15 protein-coding genes, 2 tRNA genes, 1 other RNA gene and 1 pseudogene are annotated in these 17121 nt (G+C 35.5%); 9 read left to right on the plus strand and 10 right to left on the minus strand.

Annotated features, from left to right (window positions below):
* Positions 1 to 7 precede the first annotated feature (7 nt).
* A tRNA-Glu gene (locus CVULP_RS07755) sits at positions 8 to 82 on the plus strand.
* A gap of 121 nt (positions 83 to 203) precedes the next feature.
* On the opposite strand, the gene CVULP_RS07760 is transcribed toward CVULP_RS07755, so the two are convergent.
* From CVULP_RS07760 to nspC, 6 genes are all read right to left on the minus strand, one after another.
* Positions 204 to 1121, minus strand: a complete 918-nt coding sequence (locus CVULP_RS07760) for a formate dehydrogenase subunit gamma (RefSeq protein ID WP_099507611.1) — start codon at positions 1119 to 1121, stop codon at positions 204 to 206.
* A complete protein-coding gene (gene fdh3B / locus CVULP_RS07765) occupies positions 1118 to 1759 on the minus strand; it encodes a formate dehydrogenase FDH3 subunit beta (protein WP_099507610.1) in 642 nt (213 codons plus the stop codon). Before fdh3B ends, CVULP_RS07760 begins: the two co-directional genes overlap by 4 nt.
* A 1-nt stretch (position 1760) precedes the next feature.
* The gene (locus tag CVULP_RS07770; RefSeq protein ID WP_213355809.1) at positions 1761 to 4547 is read right to left on the minus strand and encodes a molybdopterin-dependent oxidoreductase; all 2787 of its coding nucleotides are present in this window, start codon (positions 4545 to 4547) and stop codon (positions 1761 to 1763) included.
* The gene (locus tag CVULP_RS07775; protein WP_099462323.1) at positions 4547 to 4738 is read right to left on the minus strand and encodes a twin-arginine translocation signal domain-containing protein; all 192 of its coding nucleotides are present in this window, start codon (positions 4736 to 4738) and stop codon (positions 4547 to 4549) included. Before CVULP_RS07775 ends, CVULP_RS07770 begins: the two co-directional genes overlap by 1 nt.
* Positions 4713 to 5414 carry a TorD/DmsD family molecular chaperone gene (locus CVULP_RS07780; RefSeq protein ID WP_099462320.1) on the minus strand — a complete coding sequence of 234 codons (702 nt, stop codon included), beginning with the start codon at positions 5412 to 5414 and terminating at the stop codon, positions 4713 to 4715. The genes CVULP_RS07775 and CVULP_RS07780 overlap by 26 nt, the downstream gene beginning before the upstream one ends.
* A 300-nt stretch (positions 5415 to 5714) precedes the next feature.
* Positions 5715 to 6863, minus strand: coding sequence for a carboxynorspermidine decarboxylase (gene nspC, locus CVULP_RS07785; protein ID WP_099507608.1), 1149 nt, complete (start codon positions 6861 to 6863; stop codon positions 5715 to 5717).
* Positions 6864 to 6988: 125 nt separating this feature from the next.
* Here nspC and cueO point away from each other — a divergent pair, with 125 nt between their 5' ends.
* The 5 genes from cueO (at position 6989) to trxB (ending at position 11593) form a co-directional block, all read left to right on the plus strand.
* Positions 6989 to 8536, plus strand: coding sequence for a multicopper oxidase CueO (gene cueO / locus CVULP_RS07790; protein ID WP_099507607.1), 1548 nt, complete (start codon positions 6989 to 6991; stop codon positions 8534 to 8536).
* The gene (locus CVULP_RS07795) at positions 8523 to 8744 is read left to right on the plus strand and encodes a MoaD/ThiS family protein (protein WP_099507606.1); all 222 of its coding nucleotides are present in this window, start codon (positions 8523 to 8525) and stop codon (positions 8742 to 8744) included. Before cueO ends, CVULP_RS07795 begins: the two co-directional genes overlap by 14 nt.
* A complete protein-coding gene (locus CVULP_RS07800; RefSeq protein ID WP_099507605.1) occupies positions 8745 to 9200 on the plus strand; it encodes a molybdopterin synthase catalytic subunit in 456 nt (151 codons plus the stop codon).
* 9 nt (positions 9201 to 9209) lie between these two features.
* Complete coding sequence (locus tag CVULP_RS07805; protein WP_099507604.1) at positions 9210 to 10400, plus strand: molybdopterin molybdotransferase MoeA; 1191 nt, start codon at positions 9210 to 9212, stop codon at positions 10398 to 10400.
* Positions 10401 to 10657: 257 nt separating this feature from the next.
* On the plus strand, positions 10658 to 11593 hold the full coding sequence (gene trxB / locus CVULP_RS07810; RefSeq protein WP_099462308.1) for a thioredoxin-disulfide reductase: 936 nt from the start codon (positions 10658 to 10660) through the stop codon (positions 11591 to 11593).
* A 63-nt stretch (positions 11594 to 11656) separates the two neighbouring features.
* On the opposite strand, the gene CVULP_RS07815 is transcribed toward trxB, so the two are convergent.
* Positions 11657 to 12886, minus strand: coding sequence for an HD domain-containing protein (locus CVULP_RS07815; RefSeq protein ID WP_099462306.1), 1230 nt, complete (start codon positions 12884 to 12886; stop codon positions 11657 to 11659).
* Positions 12887 to 12995: 109 nt separating this feature from the next.
* On the opposite strand from CVULP_RS07815, the pseudogene queC reads away from it, so the two are divergent.
* A pseudogene (gene queC, locus CVULP_RS07820) lies at positions 12996 to 13661 on the plus strand (7-cyano-7-deazaguanine synthase QueC); the annotation flags it as partial.
* Here queC and ffs read toward each other — a convergent pair.
* An RNA gene (gene ffs / locus CVULP_RS07825) (signal recognition particle sRNA small type) lies at positions 13662 to 13759 on the minus strand. It lies immediately after the preceding pseudogene.
* Between the two features lie 134 nt (positions 13760 to 13893).
* On the opposite strand from ffs, the gene CVULP_RS07830 reads away from it, so the two are divergent.
* Entirely contained in the window at positions 13894 to 14595 is a 702-nt protein-coding gene (locus tag CVULP_RS07830) for a hemerythrin family protein (RefSeq protein WP_099507677.1), read from the plus strand.
* Entirely contained in the window at positions 14588 to 16420 is a 1833-nt protein-coding gene (locus tag CVULP_RS07835) for a flagellar assembly protein A (RefSeq protein WP_099507678.1), read from the plus strand. Before CVULP_RS07830 ends, CVULP_RS07835 begins: the two co-directional genes overlap by 8 nt.
* On the opposite strand, the gene recO is transcribed toward CVULP_RS07835, so the two are convergent.
* Positions 16415 to 17029 (minus strand): recombination protein RecO, encoded by a 615-nt coding sequence (gene recO / locus CVULP_RS07840; RefSeq protein WP_099507679.1) that lies wholly within the window; start codon positions 17027 to 17029, stop codon positions 16415 to 16417. The genes CVULP_RS07835 and recO overlap by 6 nt on opposite strands.
* A gap of 15 nt (positions 17030 to 17044) precedes the next feature.
* A tRNA-Val gene (locus CVULP_RS07845) sits at positions 17045 to 17120 on the minus strand.
* Position 17121 lies beyond the last annotated feature (1 nt).

Consider the following 17121-nt stretch of genomic DNA (forward strand, 5'->3'; position numbering starts at 1 on the left):
TTGTGTTGGCCCATTCGTCTAGCGGTTAGGACATCGCCCTTTCACGGCGGTAACACGAGTTCGAGTCTCGTATGGGTCACCACCTCCAAACTTAAGATTTTAAGCAAATATTTTTTAATCAGCTTTTTATCAATTACTGCAAAAGAAAAAATTAAGAGATGTTTTGAAATGTATGAAAGAGAGGAGCTTACTCCTCTCTTTTTTTAATGATCATAAGAAAAGCTAGGCTCGATTTGTTTCTTTTTAGAAAGCTCTTTATACCAGTAGCTATGCAAAATATACACTTCTTCTTCTTCTTTATAGCCACTTACCATAGAATGAATACTGCCTTTAATCGCAAACACAGCCATATAAATATGCACACCAAAAAACACCGCACACACTATGCCTAAAAGATTATGTATAATCGCACTGAGCCTTAAAAGTTCAATATGACTAAGCCCAAAAATACTTTGCACAGGAGCAGAATTAAAGTCTAAGAAATACATAAATCCGCCTGTGAGTATCATTAAAAAGCCTCCAAAAACAGCTATGTAATACCACGATTTCTGCCCGAAATTAAATTTCCCAGCTGGCACGGGCTTTTTTTCCTTGCTTAAATAGCCTCCCACTATCATCAGCCATTTAATATCATAACTTGCTGGAAGCATTCTCTTAATCCACCAAAAAAACATAGGAATAATAGAAATGATAAATAAAATAGTCGCAATGGCGTGCAAATTCTTACACACCCTTACAAAAAGTCCGCCACCAAAAGTCGTTCCAAACATCATAATAAAACCTGTCGGCACTAAAATCACCCACGAAAGTGCAGCGATAAAATGAAAAAGTCGTTCAAAAAGTGAGAAAGCGTAAATTTTCTTTCCTGCGTGAGAGAATTGCTTAGGACCTATGACCATATAATGCAAAGCAAAAGCTGCTAAAACGGCAATCACACTAAGCAAAGCTAAGGTAGCAATATATTCGCCTTGTAAAGTTGTCCAAAGCTTACCAAAAATGTCATAATTTGCAATATTTGTAATACGATTATAATCCCAAATTTGCGTATCTTGCCCCATTCTTTCTTCACCATAGGCAAATAAATTGACAAAACAAAGAACAAGTAAAAAAAGCTTTTTCATAAACGCTCCTTTCCTGTGTAGGCTATTTTCCACTCCATACTTTCGCTTGGAGCTTTAATGCCGTATTTTCTACTTTCCAATCTATGCTGGTAAATTTCCTCTATTTTAGAGGACTCACCTACCAATAAAGCCTTAGTTGAACACATCGCTGCACATACAGGCACTTTACCCTCGGCGATTCTATTTTGTCCGTAAAGCTCTCTTTCTTTTTGCGAATTTGTCGCTTCAGGACCTCCTGCACACATAGTGCATTTATCCATAATGCCCTTATCTCCAAAGACACTACTTTGTGGAAATTGTGGTGCGCCAAAAGGACAAGCATAAAGGCAGTATCCGCACCCTATGCAAATTTCTTTATCGTGCAAAACCACTCCATCGCCTCTAATATAAAAGCAATCCACAGGACACACAATCGCACAAGGTGCATCATCGCAATGCATACAAGAGATAGAAGTCGAAACTTCTCTCCCCTCCTCACCCTCATTAAGTGTAATGACACGGCGGCGGCGTATATTTATAGGTAATTCGTGTGCTTCATCACAAGCGACAGAGCAACCATTGCAATCAATACATCTTTCATTGTCGCAAAAGAATTTCAAGCGTTCTTTTTCTAAATTTGCAAAATTAATCTTACTCATCTTATACTCCGTCTTTTGAAATTCGGCACAAGCCACCCTTAGTTTCTGGAATTTGACACATAATGTCATAACCATAATTTGTTACCGTATTTGCACTTTCTCCACTTGCATAAGGCTTTGTACCTTCAGGAAAATTATGCGTTAAATCCACGCCTTGCATTACGCCTGTAAAGTGGAAAGGAAGGAAAATCATATCTTCAGCTACGCCGTTGTTGATTTTCACACGCACTTTAATCTTCGTGCCCTCAGGCGAATGCACCCATATCATATCGCCTTTTTTAATATTTTCTTGTTGAGCTAATTTTTCATTAATCTCACAAAACATCTCAGGCGTCAGGCGAGTAAGATACATAGAAGCCCTATTTTCCATACCTGCACCGTTCATATTGACAAGACGCGCAGTAACAAGATTAAGAGGAAATTCCTTAGAATAATCCTTAGCCTGCTGCACGGAAATAAATTTCGTATCCACTCTATAAAGAGCTTTTTGGTCTTCAAAGCTAGGATATTTTTGCACCAAATCATTTCTTGGAGAGTGAAGTGGCTCTCTGTGAAGCGGAATTTGATCTTTAAAGGTCCATACCACAGCTCTAGCCTTAGCGTTACCATAAGGCACTATGCCTTTTTCCATACATTTTGTAGCGATGATATTACTCGCATCTAAAGCCCAAGTTGGACCCATTTTAGCCTTTTCTTCTTCACTTAATGTGATGCCTAAAACCTTTTCTATATTATCCTTAGTGATTTGCGGATACCCTGTATTTATCGGCGAATTTAGTGGAGCATTTTTAGCTAAAAGGCTTTCACCTTCATACTCAAGCCCAAAATTATTTCTAAAGCCCATACCACCCTTAGCCACTTCGATGTCGGTATTGTAAAGCACAGGAGAGCCTGGATGCTTTTCACTCCAACAAGGCCAAGGAAGTCCAAAATACTCTCCCTTTACCTCACCTTCTTTACCCTCAAGTGTGATTTCATCAAATTTATCCCAGTTTAGTGCGTGTTTTTTAAGCCTTTCAGGACTCCAGCCATTAAGCCCAATGCTACGAATCGCCCCAGTAAATTCTCTTGTAGCATTTTCAGGCCAAACAATTTGTCCATTTTCATCGCGTAAGGTTTTAGTAAAGTCTTCATAAAAACCTAGTTTTTTTGCAAGTTCAAATAAAATTTCTTGATCTTCCTTACTTTCATAAAGCGGCTCTACAACTTTAAATCTCCACTGCCCGCTACGATTTGTTGCTGTAACGCTTCCGCTTGTTTCAAACTGCGTTGCCGCAGGGAGGAGATAAACTCCGTCTTTACGCTCGGCTATGATGCCCGCTTCATTGACAAAAGGATCAGCCAAAACCAAAAGCTCTAAAGCCTCCAAGCCCTCTTTAACCTTAGCTTGTTGGGCAGTTGAAGTGATACCATTACCTAATACAACTAGGGCTTTAAGAGCTGTGCCTGCATTGTCGATTTTATCATTTCCGTCCTTGCCATTTAAAGCCGCAGCCCACCATCTAGCAAGGCTTAAGCCCGTTTTATGCATCCACTCTTTGCTGACGAAATTTCCTAAAAGCCACTCATAATCCACACCCCAAATCTGTGCGTAATATCTCCAACTTGCTTCATTTAAAGGATAATAGCCGGGTAAATTTTCACTCAAACAAGCCACATCGGACGCACCTTGCACATTGTCGTGTCCTCTTAAAATATTCACTCCACCGCCAAATTTACCGATATTACCAAGCACCATTTGCACAATAGGTGCTAAACGTGTATTAGAAGTGCCTACGGTGTGTTGGGTAAGTCCCATAGCCCAAATGAGCGTTGTAGGCTTATTTTTAGCGACTTCAAGAGCAATTTCTCTTAATTTAGTCTCTGGTATGCCTGTAACATTTTCAACCTCTTTAGCGTCCCATTTTGCCGCTTCTTCTCTAATTTTATCAATGCCAAAAACCCTTTCATCAAGGTATTTTGTATCCTCTAAACCTTCATCAAAGATAATTTTAAGCATACCATACATAAAGGCTATATCAGTGCCCGGACGAATTTGTGCGTAAATGTCCGCCTTTGCTGCACTTTTTGTAAAACGAGGATCAACAACGATAAGTTTTGCACCCTTTTCCTTAGCTTTTAAGAAATGTCTAAAACCCACAGGATGATTTACAGCTGGATTTGCTCCTATAATGAAAATACATTTTGACCTTTGTATATCGCCAAGATGATTTGTCATCGCGCCATAACCAAATGTATTCGCCACACCGGCGACTGTTGCACTATGTCAAATTCTAGCTTGATGGTCTATATTATTTGTTCCAAAAAAGGCAGCAAATTTACGGATATAATAGGCTTGTTCATTGCTTAATTTCGCAGAACCTATAAACATCACGCTTTCAGGATTTTCCTTACGATAAGCGGCTAATTTTTCTCCTATTTCGCTTAAAGCTTGCTCGTAACTTATGCGTTTCCATTCGCCATTTTCTTTTTTCATAGGGTATTTTAAACGCACATGAGAACGCACCATATCAATCATATCAGAACCCTTACAGCAATGTCCCCCAAAGCTCACAGGGTGATCTTGGGCGATTTCTTGCCTAAGCCAAACGCCATTTTGCACTTCAGCGATAACTCCACAGCCCACAGAACAAGCAGTGCAAACACTTCTTATCTTTTTGCTTCCTTCAAAAGCCTCACTTAGCTCACTTTCCCTAGCCTCTCTTAAGACCTCACTACGCCCTAAAAGCGGAGTCGCAAGGCTTGAAAGTGCTGCCATTTTCAAAAATGAACGACGATTTAATTTCATTATTCAGCCTTTATGTAGTATTTTTCCCAGTTAGCACTTCTTTGATAAAGCACTTCCTTTTTTTTACTCTTTCCGCGAACAAGTTTATTTTCGGCTTTTTCTTCGCCAAAAGCCACACTTGTCGCACCTAAAACGCCTACTCCAGCTAAGGCTAGGGCAGAGTTTTTAAGAAATTTCCTGCGTTTTTCCAAGCTTTCTCCTTTGTTTGTTAGTTTCTCTCCTTAAAAATTCAGATCTAGAAAGGTCATTTTGCACCTTTTTACTTTGTGTTTTTATAGGCTTTTCAAGCTCAAAACAAAATCTTTCAAATTCCATAAAAGCCACACCTATTAAAGCCACTTCTTTAAATAATAAAGCAGCCTCATTGACCAAGATAAGATTAAAAAATTCATCGATGTTAGGATTAATAAGCCTTTCAAAAAGCTCTTTTGCTAAATCATCATTTTTTTCTCTTAAAAATTCACTCATTAAAAGAAAACAAAAGCCGACACTATCTTCGCCTTCTTTAAAAAAAGCTTCATTTCTTCTTAGCTTACTTTTGATAAGAATTTGACGCACTAAAAGCAAGGCATTTGAATTTTCAAATCCCTCTTCTATGTAAGAAAAAGTCGTAGGAATAGCACTTTTTAAAGCTAAAAATAAAAGGTCATACTCTTTAATGAGCTTTTGCATATCTTGTGGAGTTTTCAAATTTTCAAGCAAAAAAGCAAAATTTGTCTTTAAAGTATCATCAAAAATGCACTCATTCATCGCATTGAGATACTGAGTCAAATTTGCTAATCTATTTTTAGAAAAAGAAAAAGAAAAAACCTCACCAAAGCATTGATAATAAAGACTCCTAGCAGATCTTAAATTCTCTAAATTCACACTTTTCCCCAACTTTTTTAAGACTTGTTTTTAGGGCAGATAATATTATGCAAAAATTGCCTATTACGCACTCTAAGCCTCTTTAAAACTTGCTTGTATCATAATACTATTTGATTTAAAAAAAACTGAAATTTATAAAAATTTTTACACTTTCATTATATGATAAATGATATTAAAAATACCAAAATTTAGTATTTTAAATCATTTTTGAAAAATTATTTGAATATAAAATTTTTACATTTTTTAAAGAAAATTTGACAAAGATGTGAAAATTATTTTATGTTTTATTGACATAATAAATCAATTTCTTTTTGCATAATCTTCATAAGAAAATTTTCTAATCATCTCAAGCTTTTTTTCCTTGGTATAAAGCATTAAATTTGGCAAAATAACGCCATTAAAAGTCGTGTTTTTGACGATAGAATAATGAATTTGATCCAAAAAGACGATTTTATCGCCCCTTTTAAGCGGACTTTTAAAGGCATATTCCCCCATTACATCACCTGCTAAACAAGTATTTCCCGCTAACAAATATGCCATTTCATCTTCTTTTAAACTTGAAATTTGCTCTCCTTCCCTCGTGCTTAAAATCCTAGCATTTAAAACCTCGCTCGTATAAGGCATGATGATAGTATCAGGCATATGTGCCTCGCTTGAAGTGTCTAAAATAGCTATGTGCTTTTCATTTTCAACTATGTCGATAACAGAAGCGACCAAAACGCCTGTTTGCCAGCCCACAGCCTCACCCGGCTCTAAATACACTTGCACCCCAAATTTATCGCTAAATTTCTTACAAAGAGCGATGAGTTTCTCCACATCATAGCCCTTTTTTGTGATGTGATGTCCTCCACCAAAATTCACCCATTTCATCTGTGTAAGCCACTTACCAAATTTAGCCTCAAAAGCTTTTAAAACTGCCTCTAAAGCCTCCGCACTTTCCTCACATAAGGCGTGAAAATGTAGCCCACTTACCTCACTTAAATCTGCATTTTCTAAATTTTTGCTTAAAATTCCAAGTCTAGAATATCGCCCACAAGGATTATAAAGCTCTTTTGGCGCTAAGGAATACTCGGGATTACAACGCAGCCCTAAAGATTTAGCCTTAGCCTTTTCTTTAAAATGATGAAATTGATGTAAAGAATTAAAAACGATATGATGAGAAAGCTCTGCAACTTCATCAAATTCCTCATCTTTAAAAGCGGGCGAAAAAGTATGAATTTCTTTATCCATAAATTCTTTAGCAAATTTCGCTTCCCAAAGTCCGCTACAAGTGCAGCCGTGCAGGTATTCCCCTACGATTTTCATCGCTCCAGAAAAGGCAAAGCCCTTTAAGGCTAAAAGCACCTTTGCTCCACTTTCCTCACTCACTTTAGCTAAAAGTTCGCAATTTCTTCTTAATTTATCTTCTTCTAAAATGTAAGCTGGTGTTTGAATTGTTTCATAAAACATTATTTTTCCTTAATTAAATTGCCAAATCATAACAAAATTAACACAATAATTCACAATAAACATTTACAAAAAATTTTAAAAAAATGGTTACAATTATCAAAAATTAATAGACATAAGGAAAATTTATGAATAGAAGAAATTTTTTAAAATTTAACGCACTAAGCCTGGCAAGTTTAGGCATAGCCTACGCTAATCCTATGCAAAGCCACCACATGCATCATAGCGTTAATCATACGAATTTAAATACTTCTTTTATCAATTTTGCTCCCAAAAATTTAAAGCTTTTAGATCCTAATATTTTTCCGCAAGGAGAAATGCTAAAAGCCTTACCTCTACTTCAAAATGAAAGCAAAAAGAGAAATTTTTTCCGTGCAAAAATTGACATTGAAGAAAGCGAAATGGAACTCATTAAAGGTAAAAAAACTAAATTTTATACTTACAATGGCTCAATTCCAGCTCCAAAAATAGAAGTTTTTGAAGAAGATGTCGTTGAAATCATCGTTAAAAATAAACTCAAAGAGCCTACAACCATACATTGGCACGGAGTTTTAGTTCCACCTGAGCAAGATGGAAATCCTCACGATCCCATTTTAGCTGGAGAAGAAAGACTATATCGTTTTACAATCCCTAAAGACAGTGCAGGGACTTACTGGTATCATCCGCATCCGCATTTTATTAGCTCTAAGCAAGTTTCTATGGGTTTGGCTGGGGCTTTTGTAGTGAGGGCTAAAAAAGATGCTTTAAGTCATCTTAAAGAAAAAGATTTGATGATAAGCGATTTACGACTTGATGAAAACGCTCAAATTTCAAATAATCACCTTGTTGATTGGCTTAATGGCAGGGAGGGGGAATTTGTGCTTATTAATGGGCAGTTTAAGCCTAAAATTACCCTTAGCACAAAGGAACGCATCCGCATTTACAACGCCACCGCGGCAAGGTATTTAAATTTACGCATACAAGGGGCTAAATTTATCCTTGTCGGCACTGATGGGGGCTTGATAGAAAAACCACTTTTTAAAGATGAGCTTTTTTTAGGCCCCGCTTCAAGGGCGGAATTTTTAATCTCTGTGCCAGAGGGTGGCGAATTTAAGCTAGAAAGTCTTTATTATGATAGGGATAAAATGATGGTAAAAGAAGAGCCTAGCACACTTTTTCTAGCTGATATTAGTATAAAAAAAGAAAATATAGAACTTCCAAAAGCTTTAAAACAATTCAAGCCTTTAGAAGAGCCTAAGGAATTTAAAGAAGTGATTATGAGTGAAGATCATACGCAAATGCACGGCTTGATGAAAAAAGGCGAAGAGGACTTAAAAAAGGCTTTAGCTTCGATGTTTTTACTCAATAATAAAATTTATGATTTAAAACGCATTGATTTAAGATCTAAGGTGGGGGTTGTTGAAGATTGGATTATTATTAACAAATCTCATATGGATCATCCTTTTCACATACACGGGACGCAGTTTGAACTCATTTCATCAAAATTAAATGGCAAGATTAAAAAAGCCGAATTTAGAGCCTTAAGAGATACGATTAATGTCCGTCCCAATGAAGAATTAAGGCTTAGAATGAAACAAGATTTTAAGGGGCTTAGAATGTATCATTGTCATATTTTAGAACACGAGGATTTAGGTATGATGGGAAATTTGGAGGTTGAAGATAATGGTAACGATTGAATTTTTAGGACCTATCAATAAAGCAAATTTAGAGCTTGAAATCTCCTCTTTAAAAGAGCTTAAGGAAATTTTAAAACAAGATGAGAGCCTAAAAGAGTGGCTTGAGCTTTGTGCGGTTTGTTTAAATGGCGTTATGGTTTTTGATGAAAATGTCAGTTTAAAAGCAGGGGATAAAATCGCCCTTTTACCACCTGTTTGTGGAGGCTAGATGTTTGAAATTCACAAAGGTGCTTTAAAGATAAGCCTCATTTATGCAAAATGGTATGAAAGCCTTAAGGACAAAAATTGCGGGGCATTTTTGAGCTTTTGCGGCATAGTGAGAGAAGAGGAAAGTGATGAAAAAAAAGGCATTGTAGAGGCTCTTAGCTTTGAAATTTATGAGCCGCTTTTAAAGGCATGGTTTAAAGGCTGGGAAGAAAATTACAAAAATGAGGGAGTGAAGTTTTTTTTCGCGCATTCTTTAGGAGAGGTAAAAATTCATCAAAGCTCTTATTTAGCAGGGGTTTTGAGTAAAAATAGAAAGCTTGGCTTAAAGCTTTTAAATGATTTTGTGGAAGATTTTAAAAAAAGTGCGCCCATTTGGAAATATGATGTGATAAAGGGTGAAAAAATTTACGCGAAAAAACGCTCTTATAAACTTAAGGGCGCTGGAATTTTAGCTTAAGGATAAACAATGTTAATGTCTTATGAAACAAGTTTAGAGCTTTTAAAAGCACATATTAAGCCCTATGAAAAGGTGGAGAAAATCGCCCTAACGCAGTGTCTAGGACGCATTTTAGCTCAAAATATAAAAGCACCTCAAAACCAGCCAGAATTCCCCATTTCTGCTATGGACGGCTATGCACTCAAATTTGACGAGCAAGATAAGCCTTTGAGAGTTTTAGGCACAACTCCAGCAGGAAAAATGCCTGAATTTAAGGTCGAAAGTGGCACTTGCGTGAAAACTTTCACAGGTTCATTAATGAGTGAGGGTAGTGATACTTTGGTGCCTGTGGAAAATGTCGAGCTTAAAGAGGGGCAAATTTACATTAAAGAGGCGGTTAAAAAAAGTTTTGCGGTGAGAAAAGTGGGGGAAAGTTACCAAAAGGGTGAGCTTTTACTAGCAAAAGGAACAAAGCTTGATTATAGTGAAATCGCCCTTTTAGCTGAACTTGGCTTTTTTCACATTAGCGTTTTTGTGCGTCCTGTGGTGGGGGTTTTAAGTAGTGGAAGTGAGATTAAAGATTTAGGCGAGATTTTGGAAAATCCTGCACAAATTCGCTCGTCAAATCACATCGCCTTAGCAAATTTAGCACAAAAATTAGGCTGTGAGGCTAGAGTCTTCCCCCTTTTAAAAGATGAAGAAAAGCTTACACAAAGCACCTTAGAAAATGCCCTTAAAACTTGCGATATTTTAATCACAACAGGGGGCGTTTCTATGGGAGATTTTGATTTTTTAAAAAAAGCAGTTAGAGAGTATGAAGTCATCATTGATAAGGTTGATATAAAGCCCGGTCGCCATATCAAAATCGCACAATTTGAAGAGAAATTTATCCTTGCCTTACCGGGCTTTCCATACTCTGCTATGGTGATGTTTAATTTATATGCAAGAGAGCTTTTAAACGCTTGGTTACTTCAGCCTAAAGATTATGTCTGTAAAGCCTTTTTACAGGGCGTTTATAAGAGAAAGTCGCCCCATTTGGAATTTGTCGCTTGTAATGTGGAATTTCAAAATGGACGCATAGTGGCTAATCTAAAGGGTAAAAAAGAGGGTTCTAGTGCAATTATCAATAATCTTAACCACAAAGCCACCTTGATGATAGTGCCAAAAGAAAGTGAAATTTTAGAAAATGAAAGCTTGGTTGAAGTGATTTTTATGCCTTAAAAAAGGCATAGTTTTTAGACCGGTGTTGATGATATTTGTCGCCCTTTTTCATCATAGGTATGTATAAAACTTCCCTTTTTTACTGCTAGGGTAATTGCCATTTTCTGCTTTAATTTAAAATGTGAAAAATGCTATCAAAAAATCAAGTTCGCCCAGTGATTTTATAAAATATAAATTTTTTAAATAATAATTTTTATTAACTAGCTTTAAGAAAATTTTTGTATCATTAAGCAAAAATAAAATTTAAAGGAAAAATAATGTTAGATTTGGCAATTATAGGTGGTGGTCCCGCAGGACTTAGTGCGGGACTTTATGCGACAAGAGGCGGTCTTAAAAATGTTGTAATGTTTGAAAAGGGTATGCCAGGAGGGCAAATCACTTCAAGCTCTGAAATTGAAAATTACCCCGGAGTTGCACAGGTAATGGACGGAATTTCTTTTATGACACCTTGGAGTGAGCAATGTATGCGTTTTGGCTTAAAGCACGAAATGGTCGGCGTTGAGCAAGTGAGTAAAAATGCAGACGGCACTTTTACAATCAAGCTTGAGGGGGGTAAGAGTGAAATGGCAAAAGCGGTGATTGTTTGCACAGGTTCAGCACCTAAGAAAGCTGGTTTTAAGGGTGAAGAGGAATTTTTTGGGCGTGGGGTTAGCACTTGTGCAACTTGCGATGGCTTTTTTTATAAAAATAAAGAAGTCGCCGTTTTAGGTGGGGGTGATACAGCACTTGAAGAGGCTTTATACCTTGCAAATATTTGTTCTAAAATTTACCTCATTCATCGCCGTGATACATTTAGAGCCGCTCCTAGCACGGTAGAAAAGGTTAAGAAAAATGAGAAAATCGAACTCATCACAAATGCAAGTGTTGATGAGGTTTATGGCGATGCAAGTGGGGTTTTGGGCGTAAAACTTAAACTTCAAAATGGCGAGAGAGATTTAAAGGTGCCGGGAATTTTTACCTTTGTAGGACTTAATGTAAGAAATGAGATTTTAAAGCAAGATGACGGCTCATTTTTGTGTGAAATGGAAGCAGGGGGGCAAGTAAGCGTTAATCTTAAAATGCAAACAAATATTGCAGGACTTTTTGCCGCAGGGGATTTAAGAAAGGACGCTCCTAAACAAGTCATTTGTGCGGCTGGAGACGGAGCTGTGGCAGCACTTTCAGCTTTATCTTATATCGAAAATTTGCATTAATTTTAGGCTAGGAAAATTAGCCTAATCTTTTTGTGAGTTTTAAGCTAATGCTTGTTTCACTCTTTAAATGATATTAAATTCCTCTTTTAATTCTTCGCAAAGAGTGAAAAAATTCACTCCATCTATGCTTTTATTTTGAGAGAAAAATTTAAACATTTCATTAAAACCACTTAAAAGCTCTTTAGATTTCACCCCGTAACTTATAGAAAGTCCAGCCTCAATGAAAGCGGCTAATTTATCGCAATATTTAAGTGCCTTGCCATCGATTGCCCCAAATTCATCACTATTACAAATGCTTAAACTTCCACTACAAAGCTGGGTTTTACCATTTTTAAAGGTGCGATTTTCAAATTCATTTTTCACCCATTTTTCCTCTTCACCCCTACCCTCTCTAATGCCTAAAATATAGGCAAATTCAGCCCTTAAGTGTTCGGGGACAAAGGGTAGAATTTTATCATTAATGAGTTGCATTTCATAATCATTTATAATAGTGTGAAGTCCGCTTATACCGTATTTTACAGGGCTTATAATATCACGCGTTAAGCTTTCTGGTAGGTCGTGAAACAAGGCACAATAAAAATTATTTTCTAGCCTTTTATCACAGGCTTTAATGCTAAGAGAGTAAAAATAGCCCAAAATCGCCACAACAAGCATATGTCCTAGCACTGCAGTTTCTGGTATGCGAGGTGTTTGTGCCCACCGCTTTTGAAAGCGAAGACGCCCACTTAAATCTACAAGTTTTGCGATTTTTTGATTGAGGGCGATTTTCCTAGCACCGATAAGCTCATAATAATCTTCCAACTCCTCTTCAACCTTATTTTTAATTTCTTCAATATCACTTAAAAAAGAAGAAGTTTGATAGATGATATTAAATTCCCAACGCGTGGCAAAATAAGATGCCGCCTTTAAAATCAATCTTTCTTTTGGATAATCACTACCTTTAATATAATTTTCAAAGCGTTTAAGAAATTCGCCATTTTCAATCTTTTCTATCATAGGCTCTAATACGCTAAAAACCCAGTGATTAACCTCATCTTTTTTTTGACGCACGATTTGATGATAGACATCAGGGCGTATGTCAGTAACCGCAACGCGACTTAAAAACTCAAAAATTCCTCCCTCGATAATTACTCTCATATCGACATCTTTTTCCATTTTAGCGATAAAATAAGCAATAATAAATTTATGCGCTTGTTTGTCAAGCTCGACTAAATTTGCCATTCTAGGATAGTCATTCCAACGGCTAATCGAAGCAGCTTTGAATATATGCTCTATTAATTTAATATCAATCATTTTTTATCCTTATAATTTAAGGCATTATTATAAATTTTTATGATTTTTTTTGCAAGATGTCAAATTTTAGAATGATTTGACGATATGCACTAAAATGAAAAGGTAAAAAATGAAAAAAGCTTTATGTGTAATAAGCGGAGGTATGGATAGCACTTTATGCGCGTATTTGGCGAAGAAAGAGGGTTATGAAATCATCGCTTTGCATTTTGACTATCATCAACGCACAGAAAATAAAGAAAGAAAATGTTTTCATCAAATTTGTGAGCATTTAGGCGTTTTAAAACGCTATGTTTTAAATGCGAGTTTTCTTAAAGACATAGGCGGAAATGCTTTGGTTGATGAAAATTTTGCCGTGCCTAAAAATTCCTTACACGAAAGCACTTTGCCTATCACTTATGTGCCTTTTAGAAATGGGGTGTTTTTAAGCATAGCGGCTTCTTTAGCGGAGAAAGAGGGCTGTGAGGCTCTTTATATCGGCGTGGTGGAGGAGGATAGTAGCGGTTATCCTGATTGTAGTGAAGATTTTATCAAAAAGGCGGAAAGTTTTATCAATGAGGGAACGAGCGGGGGATTTAAACTAAGCATTAAAACCCCTTTGGTGCATTTAAATAAAGCTGAAATTGTAAGTCTTGCTTTAAAAGAAAATGTGCCTTTGGAGCTGACTTGGTCTTGTTATGAGAGTGAAAATGAGGCTTGTGGGGCTTGTGATAGCTGTTTATTAAGGCTAAAGGGCTTTGAAAAAGCGGGTGTGAAAGATAGGATAAAGTATCAAAACCTCTCCCCAGATGACTGCGGCACACATTAAATTTAAGTGCTCTGCTGTGTTCCCACCCTGAAGCTTTGCCTAAAGAAAACATTGCACAGGTCTGAGAAAAGGCGATCAAATTATAATGATTTTGCCTTAAAAAGCGTTGAGTTATTAAAAATTTAATTTTGTTTTTTTTTTTTTTTTGATAAAATATATTAAATAATATATAAAATCGATTAGATTGAATAAAGGATTAATAATGAACAAAAAGATTGATTGGACTAAGGAATTTAGCATTAACAATTACACGCTTGATAAGCAACACGAGCTTATATTTGACATCACAATTCGTGCCAATGAACTTGCTAAAGAGGTTTTAGAGCATTATGATGACTCCTTGCAAGAGGAACTTAAAAAGACGATTATAAAGCTTTTTGACTATATTAAAATTCATTTTAAAGATGAAGAAAATTATATGAAAGAGATTGATTTTCCATTATTAGAGGAACATAAGGCTTCTCATAGATTTTTAGTGGAAAAAACGAAAGAAATTTTAAATTATTCTAAAGATCCTCAAAATTTCGCAAAAGAGCTTGCCATTTTGACAAAAGACTGGATTGCAAAGCATTTTTGCGTTGATGATAAGTGGATTGATACTTACAAATACAAAGCACTTCATCTTAATGAAGTGCATTTTAGCCTAGAAACCTACAAAACTTTACACACTTTAAGAAATCCTGCCTTAGAACAAGAAGAATGCTTTAAATATCTTTGTGCGTGTGAGGATAAAATTCACCAAATGCCAAGAAGCATACACGAAGAACTTATGACAGAAAAAGGCTTTTTAAAATGCGAAACTTGTGGGCAAATTTTGGTTTATTTAGAAAAAGAAGAGGAGGAGCTTAAAAGCCTTAAGGATTTAGAACAAGAATTTGAAATGATAGGAAAAAGCAATGTTTGAAAATAAAATTTTGCAAGTAGCAAACCCCTTTGAAACTTTAAAATTTGAACAAGAAAATTATGATTTTAAGTTGGATTTTCGCATTTTAGACTTTAACACTTTTTGTATCAAAAGAAACCCTGAAAGAAGTAAAAGTTATACGCAAAATGAGCTTGAAGTGTTTTATTCTAATGATTTTTTTGTAAAAAATTATGATGAATTTTATCAAAAATTTAAAATAGAAATTTTTACTAAAGCAGAAGAAAATCCTTTCAAATTTTCCTTAAAGACTAATGCAAATTTAACCCTTTTAAAAGCGTGTTTGGACTATGAGAAATTTGACCCGACTTTAGATTTAAAAGAGAATTTAAGACAGGCTTTGTATAAAATTTTGATTAAAAATCAATTTCTTCTTCTTCGCTTGGATAAAGAATTGGAAGCACATTTAGACCAGTGCGTTTCTTTGCTGAAAGAAAACAAGGCTAAGGGTTTTGAATTTGTAGTGGCACAAGGTGTTGATAAAATCGAACATCAAAAAGCACAACTCATCTTTTATCGTAATGTAGGAGAAACCGCAAGCGAAGATAGAGGCTATGATGAAAGAGATTATACTCAGCCCGTGGAGAAAGATGAGCTTTTATTTGAATTTATTCATAAAAAGATAGGAAAAGAGGGAAGAAATTTAAAAGGAGAACTTCTTACACTCGAGCCTTTGAAGAAGATAGCAAATAGCATTATTTTAAAAGATGAGAGCATTTATGCTACAAATTTGCCAGATAAAACGCAGTATTTTAGTGCAAAGTATGGTTTTTTGACTAAGGACATTGAGGGCTTTAGTGTGAGTAATTCTTTAAAGGTTTCAAGAGTGGATTTAAAAAATACAGGATCAATTAAAACAGATTTAGATAAGGAGATTAATGTAGAAGTTTCAAATAAAAATTTCAATGATGATGCGGTAAAATCGGGCATAGTTAGTATAAAAGTCGCTAATGTTAATATCGAGGGACATGTGGGAGCAACAGAACTAAAAGCCACTAAAATTCAAATTTCAGGTGCGACACACGCAAAGTCAAAAATTTACGTACAAAGTGCCTTTATAGCTAATCACAAGGGTTTTTTTGAGGGCGATGTTGTTTTTATTAAAAATTTAGAGCGTGGTAAAATCAAGGCAAAAAATGTCTATGTAAAACACTGCATCGCATCTAAAATAGAAGCGGATAATATTTTTATTGAAGATTTATTTACAGATAGTAAGCTCTATCCTAAGAAAAATTTAATTATTCTTAAAAATATGAAGTCAAATAACCGCATTAAGGTTTCTCCAGAAACCTTAATCAATAATGAATATAAGGACGAAATGGAAGAACTTAGAGCCTTACTTCATAAACTTGATACTAAATTGACAAATTTAATAAAACAAAAACAAAATTTATATCTTTATCTCGTGCAAAATCAAACTAAGATTATTAAAATCAAAAAATCAAAAGACCCCCAAGAAATCGAAATAAAACTTATGGCGATTTATGATGATATTTTAAAGAAATATGAAAGAAGCACCTTAGAATATCAACAGCTCGTAAAATTAAAACACGAGATTAAAAGAAAGCTTAAAAGTCTTTCAAATATGGTCTTTGAAGCAAAAATTTATATCCAAAGTCAGCCAAAAGAAGTGGATAATATCTTAGAATTTGTTTCAAATTCAAAAAGTTTTTATTTAGAGCTTAACCAAACAGGGCTTTATAATTTTTGCGAAGATAAAATCAAGCGTCAAATAGAATATGATGAAAATGAAATAGAAATGCTTAAAGCACCTTTTTTGGAATTTTTAGAAGAAGAAAATTCATAAACCCTGTTTAATTAGTTTATAAATTTTAGAAATTTCTTCATCATCAAAAATGGAGCAATTTTTCTTCTCATAAAAAATTTCAAGTTTTTGGTGTGAAAATTCATAAGAAAAAGCACAAAAATCGTGCGAAGGTAAAAAGGCTCTTAAAAGCGTGATATTGCCTTTAATTTTTTCATCACACGCAAAGCAAATGAAGTCTTTATGCAGCCTCCCCTCAAATTCTAAAATTCTCACATAGGCATCAAGGATAACTCTTTTTGGATTTTGCTTTGAAAAGCGTTTAGCACACTCATCAAGTAGGTCAAAATAAAAGCTATCAAGCTCATTTACCTCCTTTAAATGCCCATATAAAAGGCGGATAAATTCCTGCCAAAAAAGCATTTTTTCCCTATCTAAAATCCACGAAAAACCTAAATGAAGCACATCTTTAAGACGCGGAAGAAAGGTGGAGTTTTCTTCTAGAGCAAAGTCGATTTTATAGCCATTTAGTATGCTTGAGTGTCTTAATCCATAAAATCTATAAGTCTTTAAAAGTGCCTTAGAGCTTAAAATATAGACGATCAAATCCTCGTCTCTAACCCTTTGTGTATGTAAAATGAAGCCTTGCAAATGAAGCCTTTAAAATGGTGGCTCCGATTGGACTCGAACCAACGACCACTACCATGTCAAGGTAGTGCTCTACCAACTGAGCTACGGAACCA

This window comes from Campylobacter vulpis, assembly GCF_014217995.1.
Classification (GTDB): Bacteria; Campylobacterota; Campylobacteria; order Campylobacterales; family Campylobacteraceae; genus Campylobacter_D; species Campylobacter_D vulpis.

Excerpts from the sequence above, each read along its gene's own strand:
- CVULP_RS07760 (WP_099507611.1), bottom strand. The coding sequence starts at position 1,121 with ATGAAAAAGCTTTTTTTACTTGTTCTTTGTTTTGTCAATTTATTTGCC.
- fdh3B (WP_099507610.1), bottom strand. The coding sequence starts at position 1,759 with ATGAGTAAGATTAATTTTGCAAATTTAGAAAAAGAACGCTTGAAATTC.
- nspC (WP_099507608.1), bottom strand. The coding sequence starts at position 6,863 with ATGTTTTATGAAACAATTCAAACACCAGCTTACATTTTAGAAGAAGAT.
- cueO (WP_099507607.1), top strand. The coding sequence starts at position 6,989 with ATGAATAGAAGAAATTTTTTAAAATTTAACGCACTAAGCCTGGCAAGT.
- CVULP_RS07795 (WP_099507606.1), top strand. The coding sequence starts at position 8,523 with ATGGTAACGATTGAATTTTTAGGACCTATCAATAAAGCAAATTTAGAG.
- CVULP_RS07800 (WP_099507605.1), top strand. The coding sequence starts at position 8,745 with ATGTTTGAAATTCACAAAGGTGCTTTAAAGATAAGCCTCATTTATGCA.
- CVULP_RS07805 (WP_099507604.1), top strand. The coding sequence starts at position 9,210 with ATGTTAATGTCTTATGAAACAAGTTTAGAGCTTTTAAAAGCACATATT.
- trxB (WP_099462308.1), top strand. The coding sequence starts at position 10,658 with ATGTTAGATTTGGCAATTATAGGTGGTGGTCCCGCAGGACTTAGTGCG.
- CVULP_RS07815 (WP_099462306.1), bottom strand. The coding sequence starts at position 12,886 with ATGATTGATATTAAATTAATAGAGCATATATTCAAAGCTGCTTCGATT.
- CVULP_RS07830 (WP_099507677.1), top strand. The coding sequence starts at position 13,894 with ATGAACAAAAAGATTGATTGGACTAAGGAATTTAGCATTAACAATTAC.
- CVULP_RS07835 (WP_099507678.1), top strand. The coding sequence starts at position 14,588 with ATGTTTGAAAATAAAATTTTGCAAGTAGCAAACCCCTTTGAAACTTTA.